The 12813-nt window shown below is 42.3% G+C and carries 12 protein-coding genes and 1 other annotated feature; of the genes, 6 read left to right on the top strand and 6 right to left on the bottom strand.

What is annotated here, in order from left to right; genetic code table 11:
• The 4 genes from AC25CA_RS04155 to AC25CA_RS04140 all read left to right on the top strand — a co-directional run bounded on the left by AC25CA_RS04155 (nucleotide 1) and on the right by AC25CA_RS04140 (nucleotide 3660).
• Nucleotides 1–711 (top strand): hypothetical protein, encoded by a 711-nt coding sequence (locus AC25CA_RS04155; RefSeq protein ID WP_486815785.1) that lies wholly within the window; start codon nucleotides 1–3, stop codon nucleotides 709–711.
• Nucleotides 708–2159, top strand: coding sequence for a M20/M25/M40 family metallo-hydrolase (locus AC25CA_RS04150; protein WP_486815784.1), 1452 nt, complete (start codon nucleotides 708–710; stop codon nucleotides 2157–2159). Before AC25CA_RS04155 ends, AC25CA_RS04150 begins: the two co-directional genes overlap by 4 nt.
• A gap of 153 nt (nucleotides 2160–2312) precedes the next feature.
• Nucleotides 2313–2684 carry a ribosomal maturation YjgA family protein gene (locus AC25CA_RS04145; RefSeq protein WP_486815783.1) on the top strand — a complete coding sequence of 124 codons (372 nt, stop codon included), beginning with the start codon at nucleotides 2313–2315 and terminating at the stop codon, nucleotides 2682–2684.
• 64 nt (nucleotides 2685–2748) lie between these two features.
• Nucleotides 2749–3660: a Gfo/Idh/MocA family protein gene (locus tag AC25CA_RS04140; protein ID WP_486815782.1), complete on the top strand. Its 912-nt coding sequence runs from the start codon at nucleotides 2749–2751 to the stop codon at nucleotides 3658–3660.
• Between the two features lie 373 nt (nucleotides 3661–4033).
• On the opposite strand, the gene AC25CA_RS04135 is transcribed toward AC25CA_RS04140, so the two are convergent.
• The 6 genes from AC25CA_RS04135 to AC25CA_RS04110 all read right to left on the bottom strand — a co-directional run bounded on the left by AC25CA_RS04135 (nucleotide 4034) and on the right by AC25CA_RS04110 (nucleotide 11480).
• Nucleotides 4034–4666: a DUF2179 domain-containing protein gene (locus AC25CA_RS04135; RefSeq protein ID WP_486815781.1), complete on the bottom strand. Its 633-nt coding sequence runs from the start codon at nucleotides 4664–4666 to the stop codon at nucleotides 4034–4036.
• 149 nt (nucleotides 4667–4815) lie between these two features.
• Nucleotides 4816–5775 carry a tRNA glutamyl-Q(34) synthetase GluQRS gene (gene gluQRS / locus AC25CA_RS04130; protein ID WP_486815780.1) on the bottom strand — a complete coding sequence of 320 codons (960 nt, stop codon included), beginning with the start codon at nucleotides 5773–5775 and terminating at the stop codon, nucleotides 4816–4818.
• 46 nt (nucleotides 5776–5821) lie between these two features.
• Complete coding sequence (leuS, locus tag AC25CA_RS04125) at nucleotides 5822–8233, bottom strand: leucine--tRNA ligase (RefSeq protein WP_486816594.1); 2412 nt, start codon at nucleotides 8231–8233, stop codon at nucleotides 5822–5824.
• A gap of 53 nt (nucleotides 8234–8286) precedes the next feature.
• Nucleotides 8287–8479 (bottom strand) — a binding site (T-box leader).
• 49 nt (nucleotides 8480–8528) lie between these two features.
• Nucleotides 8529–8801, bottom strand: a complete 273-nt coding sequence (locus tag AC25CA_RS04120) for a hypothetical protein (RefSeq protein WP_486815779.1) — start codon at nucleotides 8799–8801, stop codon at nucleotides 8529–8531.
• 10 nt (nucleotides 8802–8811) lie between these two features.
• Nucleotides 8812–10305 carry a hypothetical protein gene (locus AC25CA_RS04115; protein WP_486815778.1) on the bottom strand — a complete coding sequence of 498 codons (1494 nt, stop codon included), beginning with the start codon at nucleotides 10303–10305 and terminating at the stop codon, nucleotides 8812–8814.
• A gap of 2 nt (nucleotides 10306–10307) precedes the next feature.
• On the bottom strand, nucleotides 10308–11480 hold the full coding sequence (locus tag AC25CA_RS04110; protein ID WP_486815777.1) for a MalY/PatB family protein: 1173 nt from the start codon (nucleotides 11478–11480) through the stop codon (nucleotides 10308–10310).
• Between the two features lie 119 nt (nucleotides 11481–11599).
• Between AC25CA_RS04110 and AC25CA_RS04105 the strand changes: the two genes are divergently transcribed.
• Both AC25CA_RS04105 and AC25CA_RS04100 read left to right on the top strand, forming a co-directional pair.
• On the top strand, nucleotides 11600–11875 hold the full coding sequence (locus tag AC25CA_RS04105; protein ID WP_486815776.1) for a DUF1294 domain-containing protein: 276 nt from the start codon (nucleotides 11600–11602) through the stop codon (nucleotides 11873–11875).
• Nucleotides 11876–11937: 62 nt separating this feature from the next.
• Nucleotides 11938–12453 (top strand): GNAT family N-acetyltransferase, encoded by a 516-nt coding sequence (locus AC25CA_RS04100; RefSeq protein ID WP_486815775.1) that lies wholly within the window; start codon nucleotides 11938–11940, stop codon nucleotides 12451–12453.
• The last annotated feature ends 360 nt before the right edge of the window (nucleotides 12454–12813 follow it).

Raw genomic sequence — 12813 nt, 5'->3', positions numbered from 1 at the left:
ATGAAAAATACAGCTGAAATGAGAAAACCCATAAATCGACAAGAATCACATGAATCAAAGGATCTCTTTATCGAACAAACCCATCGTTATGGTCGCCTATGGATGGGGCTCACCTTTTTGTTTATGTTGGCGGTACCGATCGTTGTTGGTGCCTATTATGACGTACATCCAGTCTTTAAAGATGTTGCAAAAGGACTACTCGGCGTCGCACCAATTTTCTGGACAGTTGCTTTAATTGAGATCATCACCTTTACCCCCATGTTGGGTACTGGCGGTTCCTATCTGGGTTTTGTAACAGGAAACCTCACCAATTTAAAGGTTCCATGTACCTTGATGGCACTGGAAAATTCGGGTTACAAACAGGGTAGCAAAGAAGGCGAAATCATCTCTACCCTTGCGGTTGCCACCAGTTCTATCGTGACGGTGATCATTATCGCAATCGGCGTCTTTATGATGGCACCCCTCACACCGATTTTAAATTCAGAGCTCTTAAAACCTGCCTTTGATCAAATTTTACCTGCCTTGTTTGGCGGACTGGCTGTCGTCTATGTCAGCAAGAATGCGAAGATTGCAGCCATCCCACTGATTTTTATGGTTGTCATTTTCTCTTTGATCCCATCTTTAGCCTCTGCCGTTTCCATGTTTGTCCCTGTTGGTGCAATCATCGCCATTGTAAGCGCGCGTATCATGTATAAGCGAGGTGTCTTATGATTCCATTACTTTTGCTATGTATTCTGATAGTCGTTCTTTTGGCACGAGCAATTCTATTTCAACCCCTTCAAACGACAATTGAGCAAACGCCAGAAGAAGTCTTAGATGGTGAACAAATCATTGAACACTTCAGACAACTCTTGCGCCATAAAACAGTTTCTCATATCGATAAAAACCAAACAGACTTGGCAGCATTCCAAGCCTTTCAAAAATCTTTGGTCTCTCTTTACCCAGAAGTCAACAAAAACTGCACCTGCCAATATCTTGGAGAAACCGGTATACTCTATCATTGGAAAGGCACATCACAAGAAGATCCTATCGTTTTGATGTCCCACTACGATGTGGTGCCTGCCGAGGAATCAGCATGGGATGTTCCCCCTTTTGAAGCAGCCGTCATTGACGGCATTGTCTGGGGCCGGGGTACCCTCGATACAAAATGCACCCTGCTTAGTGTCATGGAATCTGCAGAGCACTTGATCAAGGAAGGCTTTGTTCCCAGTCAAGACATCTACTTTTCCTTTTCGGGCGATGAAGAAATCAGTGGAGAATCCGCATCAGCCATTGTCAACCATTTGAAAAACAAAGGGATAAAACCACAAATGGTATTAGATGAAGGCGGTGTTGTGATAAAAGACGGCATCTTCCCAGGGGTCAATAAACAGACCGCTGTAATCGGTCTAGGCGAAAAAGGCTATATTGATCTGCAAGTACAATTTGAAAGCAAGGGCGGACACGCTTCCGCTCCCCCTCGCCATGGCATAACCGGTGCTATGGGCAAATTGATGGCTGACTTGGAAAATAAAACCATGAAGCCAGTATTTATGGAACCCGTATTGGAGATGTTCAACCGATTGGGTCGCCATTCCACTTTTGGCTACAAAATCATCTTTGCGAATATGTGGCTATTCAAACCCTTGTTGACAATCCTTTTCAAAAAACAGGGTGGGCAAATGAATGCCCTCATTCGAACGACCACTGCCGTCACTGTGTTGGAAGGCTCGAAAGCCTATAATGTTTTGCCGCCAAAAGGCACCATTGGCATCAATGCACGCATTTTGAATACCGATACCATGGATTCCACCATCAACCACATCAGCAGCTTGGTAAAAGTTCCTCACACCATTCAAGTGCTAAATGGAAGAGAAGCTTCACCCATTTCGCCACTACAATCCAATGCATTTAGAGCCCTTGAAGATACAATTTTAGATATTTGGCCTCAAGCGGTGGTCTCACCATATTTGATGATTGCAGGTACAGATTCCAGACACTTCCATGCAATTTGTGATAATGTATTGCGCTTTGCACCCATGGAAATCACCCAGGAGGAATTGAACCTGATTCACAGTAACAATGAGCGAATACCCGTCGACTCGGTTCTTAAAAGTGTGACCTATTACATCAAACTCATCCGACGATTGGGATCTGTTTCTTCACCATATTCAAAATAGAAGACGGGTACGCTAACAGGGATATCCAAGGCTGGATGTTCCTGTTTTTTCATACAATGAACTGCAAAGCAGAGAAACTTATTTATACTTGTTTTGATTTGGAATAGAATAGAAACAGAAAATGGATGTCGACGTGAGACGGAGAGGAATTTTATGGATAAAACAAGAATTAATGCTTTGCTCTGGATAAACTTCACCATCCTTTTGGGACTGGCTTCAAGAGCAATCACCTTTGTCCCTTTATGGATCGGCGATGCACTTTACGGTATTTTAATTTTCTTTATGGTAAAGTTCATCCATGTGAAAAAAACGAATCGCACTGTAGCCGCAATGAGTCTTTTACTCTGTTATCTCATCGAGTTTAGTCAATTGTATCAAGCTCAATGGATAAAGCAAATTAGAAGAACAATACCTGGAAAACTCATCCTCGGGCAAGGTTTTTTATGGAGTGATCTCCTCGCATATACGGTGGGTATTCTTGCCGTATATTGGATACTAACGAGCCGTAAAAATATAAGAGCCTAGGCTTTGCCTGTTCACTAGAGAACGAAATCTCACAAAATTTTTGAAAACAAAAAGGAGCGGAAATATGAAAATTGGCGTAATCGGACTTGGAAATATTGCAGAAAAGGCATACCTGCCGCTATTATCATCTTTTCCTGATCATGAGTTCATTCCATGTACAAGAAACAAAGAACGCCTAGACCTAATCCAATCAAAATACCACTTCAAAAACGGTAGACTCAAATACACAGACTTGGTTGAAATTGATCAAGTTGATGCTGTTTTTATTCATGCCGCTACAAATGCGCATGCTTCAATCATTCGATATTTCCTTGAATCAAATATTCATGTTTATGTGGACAAGCCCATCTCTGAATCCATACTGGAAAGCAGAGAACTTTGCACGCTAGCAAAAGAAAAACACCTGGTGCTTATGGTTGGATTCAATCGTCGTTTTGCTCCTCATATCCAACCACTAACAAAAATTGATGGAGATCTGGTTGTCATTCAAAAAAATCGCCAAACCCTAACATTGGGTCTGCGTGAGTTGATTTACGATGATTTTATTCATATTGTCGATACCCTTCTCTACTTGCTTAAGGAGCAACCTATTACCACCACTTCCACCGTAAAAATGAATGGCCATAAGCTCCAACATGTCTCCCTAATGATTCAAACAAAAAACAAGACTGGCTTGGCAATTATGAACCGGCAATCTGGGGCCAACGAAGAGAGGCTCGAGTTTTCAGCCACACAAGAAAAATGGATTATCGAAGACCTTGAAACCGTTCACCATTATAAAAATGGACAAAAGACCATATCCAAACATAAGGACTGGACCCCCATTTCTGAACGAAGAGGATTTAAACAGACCATGGAAGCTTTCTTTGGCTATATCGAGTCGCCGGAAAAATCAATTGAGCCCTTAGAACTGTCTTTATCCTCTCATGAAATATGCGAGGAAATCATTCAAACTTATACGTCAAAAACAGACTGATCAATTCCTTTGCTAAATTAACTAAATTGACTGTGGAACAATCCTCTACTCTATTCTCCTAATCAGATTTCTTTTATTTGGAGGTGAAAAAAATGACCAAACCAAACTTGAATCCCAATTGTCCTTGTACTTCTGCGTGTCCAAGACACGGAAATTGCATTGAATGCAAAGAGCATCACTGCGAAACAGGCACACCTACCGCCTGCGAGAAACTTTCGAAAAAATAATATTGCGTAATGAAAAAACGCCCCCCATAAAAGACAATCTACATATTGCTCCGTCTTTTATAGGGGCCGTTTTTCCTATCACGACTTACTAGCAAACAAATGCTCTGCAACACCATTCTTGTTGCTCAACTACATTCACAAAACCGCTAGAATTTCTTCCATGTTTTAGAAAACTCAGCGGTTTCTCTTCTCACTTCATTCACGCCGCGTTTCATAACATGCGGTTTGATTTTCCCCTCTGCAGCTACCCCTTGTTTTTGTTTGGAACGACGTTTCATCATTTCTGACAAATAACCACCTTTGAATGTTTTGGGCTCATAGGAAATCAGAAATGCCGTTGGCTCAAATTCATCAATAATGCGATACAATTCCTTTTCTTTTCGCCTTTTTGTTAAAATTTCCAAACGGAACCGGACACCATCACGCCCTTCTCCTTGAAAAACAGTAACACCATAGCCCAACGATCGTAAATGATCGACAAGGACTTTATTGGGATGATTAATATTAACCGAAAGGGTAACAAAACCAATCGCCATTTTCTGTTCGACAAATATGCCCACAAAAAGCCCTAAGGCAAATCCTAAGGCATAGACAACCATCTCAATTACATTTTGCTCGCCCGACAGGACGATCGCCAAGCCAAATACATAGGTAAAGGCTTCAAGAAATCCGAAAATAGTGGTTAACAATTTAAGATTCTTAACCATGGTAATGGTGCGCAAGGTTAATAATGGCACGTATATAAGTTGTATCAGTATGATCAGCAGTAACTTACTCATGTTTTCTCCAACTTTTCATCTCATTTTTTGTTTTTTGTTTCATTCTATATTTTGAATCAGATCATAATAATAGCACAAAAAAGGAAACTTGCAACACTTTTTTTATCAAAAAGACGCCACAAAAGTGACGTCTTTTTACCCTTTCATTCCTAACGTTCCAATCGTTGCAGATCAATCTTCAGATCGGTCTGCCCCATGGTCTCCCAAGAAAAAATTTCAATGGCTTCCTGCAGGGTGACCGCTTCCTCTTTCTCCATCATGCCCGCTTCAAAAAGCAAGAGCCCCCACAGTTCTTCAGGTTTCCAGCCTATACTTTTTAATTGCCCCAAATCCAAGGATTGAAACCTCTTGCTCATCCGTCTCCCATCTCGTCCCATCAATAGTGGTACATGGCCGAATTTTGGGGAGGAATAGCCCAAGCTTTCATAGAGAATTCGTTGTCGATGGCTAGAGGATAAAAGGTCTGCTCCCCTAACCACTTCTGTGATCCCCATCAAAGCATCATCCACCACTACAGCCAATTGATAGGCATGAATGCCATCGGACCGGCGCAGAATAAAATCGCCGGTTTCAGATTGCAGCGACTGACATTGCTTGCCATAATTCAAATCAACAAAACAATCCTCACGATCCGGCATCAAAAACCGCATGGCAGGCGCTTTTTTTTCTGCTCGAAGTTTTCGTTCTTCATCAGATAAATATCTACAGGTTCCAGGATAGGCATTGGCTCCTTCGCCACGATGGGGTGCACGTACCGCCTGCAAATCTTTCCTTGAACAATAACACGGGTAGAGGTGCCCCTGCACCTTTAATCGATTCATTGCTTCTTCGTATAAATTTCGCCGTTCTTCCTGAGTATAAGGGCCATACGCCCCTCCACAGTCGGGTCCCTCTTCATAGCTAAGACCCAGCCAAGCCAAATCCTCCATCATTTGATCGGCATAGATCTGCTTGGAACGAGATGGATCCAAATCCTCCATGCGAAGGATCATGGTCCCCCCTTGTTTCCGCATTGACAACCAGGCTGCCAGCATGGCCCACACATTTCCCAGATGCATCCGTCCCGATGGACTTGGAGCAAATCGGCCTCTACTTTCTTGATTTCCCATAAGTGCCTCCAAAAAAGAACCCTCTCGTTCGAGAGGGTTCTAATGTTTATTTCACAACGATGTTAAAAATTCGTCCCGGAACGAATATCTCTTTTACAATATTCTTGCCTTCCAAATGCGCCATGATATTTTCTTCTGCCATGGCAGCCGCTTTCGCAATTTCCTTGTCAGCATCTTTTGGAATGGTGATGGTACCACGTACCTTGCCGTTAATTTGAACCGCCATTTGAATCACTGAATCCACCGTCTTGGCTTCATCAAATGTTGGCCAAGTCGACTGATGCAAGTATCCTTCGTATCCATTTTCTACCCACATCTCTTCCGTTACATGAGGAGAAACTGGATTCAACAGAATAAGAAGGGATTTAAACTCGGCGCGATTGATCTTGCCAACCTTCATCACTTCATTGACAAAGGTCATCATCTGCGCAACGGCCGTGTTGTATTTCAATGTTTCAAAGTCATGAGAAACCTTCTTGATGGTCTTGTGCATGATGGTTTCCAATTCCTTGGAGTACGCTTCACCATCCACTAACATGCCTTGCAGCTTCCAAACCTTGTCTAAGAATCGACGGCAACCTTTTACCCCATTCATGGACCAAGGCACGCTCTTCTCAAAGTCACCGATAAACATTTCGTACATGCGAAGAGTATCCGCACCATATTCATCAACCACTTCGTCTGGATTGACCACATTTCCACGAGACTTGCTCATCTTCTCGCCATTAGATCCCAAGATCATACCATGACTTGTTCTTTTTTGATAAGGTTCTTTTGTTGGAACCGCACCGATATCATACAAAACTTTATGCCAGAATCGAGAATACAACAAGTGAAGGGTTGTATGCTCCATACCGCCATTGTACCAGTCGACAGTCAACCAGTATTTCAACAATTCAGGATCAGCCAAGGCTTTGCTGTTATCCGGATCGATATATCGTAGGAAATACCAGCTTGAACCCGCCCATTGAGGCATGGTATCCGTTTCGCGAAGGGCTTCCCCGCCGCAATGCGGACACGTAGTTCTACGCCAGTCCATCATATTCGCCAATGGAGACTCTCCAGTTTCAGTCGGTGCAGGAGATTCAACCTCCGGCAACAACAAAGGCAATTCTGACTCATCGATTGGCTGCCAACCACATTTTTCACAGTAAACCATTGGAATTGGTTCGCCCCAGTAACGCTGACGCGAGAAGACCCAATCGCGCAATTTGAAGTTGGTCTTTTTCTCACCAATCCCTTTTTCTACGATGAAATCAGCAATCTTCACTTTGGCATCTGCCACGGACAAGCCATCGATCACCGGGGAATTAATCATGATTCCTTCTGCGATATCCGTAAAAGCTTCTTCATCCACCTTGCCGCCTGCAACCACTTCTACAATTGGCAAATCAAATTTCTTGGCAAATTCCCAGTCACGGGTGTCATGTGCTGGTACGGCCATAATCGCACCGGTACCATAGCTCATTAAAACGTAATCTGAAATCCAGATTGGAATTTCTTGATCATTAACTGGATTAATGGCCATCAAGCCATCGATTTCAACTCCGGTTTTCTCTTTAACCAATTCCGTACGTTCAAACTCAGATTTCTTTGAAGCCGCCACCTTATAGGCTTCAAGGGCATCCATATTCTGAATGCGATCGGCGTACTTTTTGATATAGGGATGCTCAGGAGACATTACCATGTAAGTTGCTCCATACAAAGTATCCGGACGTGTTGTGTAAACCCGCAGCTTGTCATCGGATCCAGCGATAGCAAAATCAACTTCCATCCCTTTGGATTTACCGATCCAGTTTTTCTGTTGAGTCTTGATTCTTTCTGAATAATCCACTTCATCCAAGTCTTGGATCAAACGATCCGCGTACTCGGTAATTTTCAACATCCACTGGTTTTTGACCTTTTGAACAACTTGAGAACCACAACGTTCACAAACACCGTTGACAACTTCCTCATTGGCCAAGCCAACCTTACAGCTTGTACACCAGTTGATGGGGAATTCTTTTTTATAAGCCAAGCCCTTTTTAAACAATTGAAGGAAAATCCATTGGGTCCATTTGTAGTAGTTGGGATCCGTCGTATTGACTTCCCGGGCCCAATCAAATGAGAAACCTAAGGATTGCAATTGCGACTTGAATCTCGCCACATTCTCTTTAGTTACCGTTGCAGGATGAACCTTGTTCTTAATGGCATAGTTTTCCGTTGGAAGACCGAATGCATCCCATCCCATGGGGAATAAAACATTATATCCTTCCAAGCGGCGTTTTCTGGCCACAATGTCCAAAGCTGTATAGGGACGAGGGTGTCCTACGTGAAGTCCTTTTCCAGACGGATAAGGGAATTCAATCAAGGCATAGAACTTTTCCTTATCCAAATCATTCGTTGCTGCATAGCATTGTAATTCTTCCCAGCGGCCTTGCCATTTCTTTTCAATCTCGCCAGGCTCATAAGTTTTTATTTGCATGATCGTTCTCCTTTCGATTCTATAAAAAAGCGAGCATTCTTGTCTTGTTTAGAGACGAGAAAACCCGCGGTACCACTCTAGTTGGCAGTTATGCCCTCTTCTTTAGATAACGGTTTTCACCGATCCTTTTACAAGGATTGACTCCCGGCTGAGTTCAAGGAAAAAGTTGTCGTTTCACACCAACCAACGACTCGCTTGATAACTTTTCAATCCCCTACTAGGTCCATTCACAGTCTCTTCTATTCAACGCTCCTAGTTTATCAAAAAAGAATTTCTTTGTCTAGTTTTTCTAATAGGAGTCTGCCAATGACATAATGGAGAATCCAAAAACAACCAGCAGTACAATATACAAGCCAATGATAATCAAAGCCCATAAAAGCATGGCCTTGGCCCAGTTCTTTTTACTTTCCGGAATATCTCCACCGCCAAATGCCCATACAAAAGGCATGATCAAATTCACAAAAGGAATACTCATTAAGAGCATCACCAGCAACCAATCCTTAACACTCACCACATCTTCTTTTACTTCTGGATAAATATCGTTATATTCCATATTATTCATTATTTCTCCTCTAGTCTCTAATTTCGGTTGATAGCAATTGATCCAAAATCTCTTTCAGCTTTTGTTTCTCAATCCAACGCTCTTCCAAACGGCTCAAATAACTTGGTTTGATCACAGCAAATTTAGAAATTTCTTTATAGTATCCCTTAGAGAACATCTTCTTATTCTCAATAACCGTCATCATAATCTTCATGCGATAGGTATCCATCAATAAGGAGTAAAACGGTGTTAATCTTCCATCATAGTATTCCTTGGATCTAGATAACATCTCATCGGTGAAATGCAAAAGCTTATCGGCGAAGTCATCTAATGAACCCACCTTTGAAGCAACCGTGAATATGGTTGAATGCTTGCGTTCCAAATCAAAGGCAAGATTCGCAAACTCCTCTACAAAACCTTCCAGCATACCCTGACCGGCAAAGAAATCAAATTCAGCTTCTTTGAGCGTTCCCAAAGCAGCCTGGCTGCGGGCAATACTTCGCGTCATGCTTCTTGTCATAGACGCGCCCAGCAAATCTTTCAGGAAGGGAAGAGCCATCCCTTTTTGCTCCTCGTAGGCTTTCATGGTTGTGGTTACCATCTGCTCCATGCAAATATAAATTTCAGTATCAAGACCACGATCGTAGTCCTTTTCAACTGCATCGACCAACTCACGAATTTCCTTGTCCTTTAAATTCCGAATCACGATGTCTTGTCCACGAACCATGGCCAACAGTTTATCAATGGAAGTGGCTTGTTCAGCAGACTCCATCTTAACGGTATTGACCAAATAATCCGCATACATAGGCAACAGGGCATAGCCAAAGATTGGGTCGGTTAATTTCATTTCTTGCCCGGCCGCTTCGCGAACCGCCATCATCCACATGACTTGCCAAAATCCACCGACTACATCGTTCATGGATAACTCGGGGTTCAACAGTCTTGCACGATTGAAATAGGCACGCATGGCCACCAAGGTTTCATCCCGCAAGAGCCAATCCAGACTATCATCACTCAAGTTCAAACCTTTTTTCATCAGCTTCTTGATCTTTGCATAGGTCTCTGATCGATTGGCATGCCACTTCTCTGACAAGGATAACAATTCATCCTCTAGTTTATCCAGGTTCCGTTGATTAAAGAACTTTTTAAAACCAGACACGGTATCATCAACCGTATAATAGTCTTTCACAGAAAGATCAAACCATGCGTCACGATAGGCCTGAATCGACTTTTCAAAGAGGGCAGGGTAATCTAAAAACACAATTTTTTCTGCCGTTACTGCTTGTTTTTCTAAAATCGAAACATCAACCGTTTCTTCTTCACTTTCTACATTGGCAGCATTGACTTCCACTTCAGTTTCTTCAAGGATCTCTGTTTCCTCTAGCTCATCTTCAATGGTTTCAAATCCTTCTTCAATCGACTCTACTTCTTCTCGTGTTTCATCCATCAATTCCACTTCTATAGCTTCATTTAATGGAAGTACATCGCCTTCTAAATCTTTCCGATCTTTTGGATCTTTGTTCATGATTACGCCTCCATTTCTTGATAAGCTGCTTCGATTTGCTCCATTGCCTTGCGCAGCGTTTCTCGAGAAGTCGCGACATTGATTCTCATATACCCGCTTCCTCCCTTACCAAATTTATACCCTGGATTGATGCCTACCTTGGCCTTGTTGTATACAAAATCCTGTAGCTTTGCATCACTAAAATTCCACGCTCGAAAATCAAGCCATCCCAGATAAGTTCCCTCAGGGATTTGGAACTCCACACCAGGCAAACGCTCATCCACAAAATTCTTAACGAACGTAAAATTTTCAAAGATATAGGAAATGACTTGGTCCAACCAAGCTTCACTGTCATTGTATGCCGCTTTTGCTAGTTGAATCCCCAAGTTGTTGGGCTTGTGGATGCCCATGGTTTCTCGTTGGATTTCATATCGCTTCATTAATTCTGGATTCGAAATAATGATATTTGAAATTTGCTGGCCCGCCATATTAAATGACTTTGATGGTGCCGTAAGTGTAATTGTATTATTAGCGAACGCCTCACTTAAGGTTGCCGCAATGGTATGAGTCATGCCCGGTCGAACCAAATCGAAATGGATTTCATCCGAAACCATCAAGACATCTTCTTCCAAACAAATGGTTTGCACCTTGGTCAATTCCTCTGCCGTCCAAACACGACCAACCGGATTGTGAGGCGAACAGAAAATCATCATCTTCGCTTCTTTCGCCTTTACCCGAAGATCCTCGAAATCAATCTCATAATGACCCTCATTTTCAAGCAAAACATTGTTCAACAATTTCCGATTATTCATCTCTACCTGCATGCGAAATGGATAATACACTGGCTCTTGAATAATGATTCCGTCTCCCTCTTTTGTAAACTCATGAATCGCAATGGAGATTGCAGTCACACAGCCTGGTGAATGGGCAATCCACTCCGCTTTAACCTTCCAATCGAATCGACGATCAAGCCATGACTGCACCGCTTCGAAATAGTCTGTTTCTCGGTCTGCATACCCGTAAAGATTCCAGTCCGCAACCAAATGAGCCGCAGCCTTCATGGCATCGGAGCACTCAAAATCCATATCTGCAACCCACATGGGGATCACATCTTCACGTCCAAAATGTTTCTTCATATGTGTAAGTTTTACTGAATTTGTCCCTTTACGATCTACTACTCTGTCCAAGCGATTCATGTCAATTCCTCCTCGTATTCTCTGCTTTCCATTTTATCACAAATTCAAAAAAAAAGGCACGTCAAGCGAATGCCTTCATCCTTTTCTTGATATACTAAAAGAAAACAAAAGGACAAGCCATGAAACCACTTACACAATTGATTATCAGCTATATCATACTCCTCAATCTTTTAAGCTTTTTCGCCATGGGCATTGACAAGCGAAAAGCAATTAAAAATCAATGGCGAATTCCTGAAGGAAGCCTTTTTCTTCTCGGATTCCTTGGCGGCGCCATCGGCCTCTTTTCTGGAATGAAAGTATTTCATCATAAAACAAAGAAACCACGCTTCAAATACGGAGTTCCCGCTCTCCTTCTAGTCAACCTACTTTTCATCACTTTTCTTTTCCGATTTTAGATTCAGACTCCGGTTTCGACCTAATTTGGGTACAAAAAGAATAGGTCGAAAAAGGAAGTGAAATGATGTATGTAGAACCCTTAACCACAAAAAGACTCCTATTAATTCCCATGAGCCACGAGCAGGTTCGATCAGTAATTATTGGAGAAGAAATCCCGCATCTGGGAACTAGCATAGAAAAAGATCCCCATTGGCCAAGAAAAGACACCCTGGATATCCTGCCCGTTGCGGATCAGATCCTTGAATCGCAGGAACACCCCAGCGGCTTCGAGATCTGGATGATTGTCAAACGCGACACCCAGACCGTTATAGGCGACATCGGCTTCCAAGGCCCCCCTGACAGTTCGGGTACCGTGGAGATTGGTTATGGGTTGGTCGAGTCCAAACAGAGCCAAGGCTTTGGCTCAGAAGCCCTCCAGGCCTTGATACAATGGGCACTTCAACAGCCGGAAGTTAAGAGCATTCGTGCCACATGTCTGCTGGTCAATCAACCTTCCCGCAAGATCCTCGAAAAAAATCAAATGAAGGAAATAAAAAGGAACGACAAAACAATCTCATATGAACGTAAAAAAAAGTAGCGACTAATAAGTTTCTACTTTTTTTGCATCTTAAACGTATTTTCATGAAAAAGACTACTTCTTACAAATTCAGACATTCATATTTCCATTGTTCAAGTTAACTCGCTCGCGTTTCTATACAATTACCACAAAACGTATGTAAACAAAGTGTGTGTTTTACTGCATACGGTAATTATTATTGAAAAATATGGGTTTATTTCGTATTTTATTTACTTAAATAATTGATTCAGATACCGTTTTCATTTTTTGTCGGGTATACATATAGCGGACGAACATCAAAGAGGAAGCAAGGAAGTCAACTCATCTGGCATTTTTTTGTCAGTTTATCATTCTTGAAGCGAATACCCTTATGAAAAATCG

The organism is Gottschalkiaceae bacterium SANA (assembly GCA_036323355.1).
Classification (GTDB): Bacteria; Bacillota; Clostridia; order Tissierellales; family GPF-1; genus GPF-1.
This window is presented reverse-complemented; position numbering and strand designations above follow the sequence as displayed.

Coding starts and splice junctions, on each gene's coding strand:
- AC25CA_RS04155 (WP_486815785.1), top strand. CDS start 1: ATGAAAAATACAGCTGAAATGAGAAAACCCATAAATCGACAAGAATCA.
- AC25CA_RS04150 (WP_486815784.1), top strand. CDS start 708: ATGATTCCATTACTTTTGCTATGTATTCTGATAGTCGTTCTTTTGGCA.
- AC25CA_RS04145 (WP_486815783.1), top strand. CDS start 2,313: ATGGATAAAACAAGAATTAATGCTTTGCTCTGGATAAACTTCACCATC.
- AC25CA_RS04140 (WP_486815782.1), top strand. CDS start 2,749: ATGAAAATTGGCGTAATCGGACTTGGAAATATTGCAGAAAAGGCATAC.
- AC25CA_RS04135 (WP_486815781.1), bottom strand. CDS start 4,666: ATGAGTAAGTTACTGCTGATCATACTGATACAACTTATATACGTGCCA.
- gluQRS (WP_486815780.1), bottom strand. CDS start 5,775: ATGGGAAATCAAGAAAGTAGAGGCCGATTTGCTCCAAGTCCATCGGGA.
- AC25CA_RS04120 (WP_486815779.1), bottom strand. CDS start 8,801: ATGAATAATATGGAATATAACGATATTTATCCAGAAGTAAAAGAAGAT.
- AC25CA_RS04115 (WP_486815778.1), bottom strand. CDS start 10,305: ATGAACAAAGATCCAAAAGATCGGAAAGATTTAGAAGGCGATGTACTT.
- AC25CA_RS04110 (WP_486815777.1), bottom strand. CDS start 11,480: ATGAATCGCTTGGACAGAGTAGTAGATCGTAAAGGGACAAATTCAGTA.
- AC25CA_RS04105 (WP_486815776.1), top strand. CDS start 11,600: ATGAAACCACTTACACAATTGATTATCAGCTATATCATACTCCTCAAT.
- AC25CA_RS04100 (WP_486815775.1), top strand. CDS start 11,938: ATGATGTATGTAGAACCCTTAACCACAAAAAGACTCCTATTAATTCCC.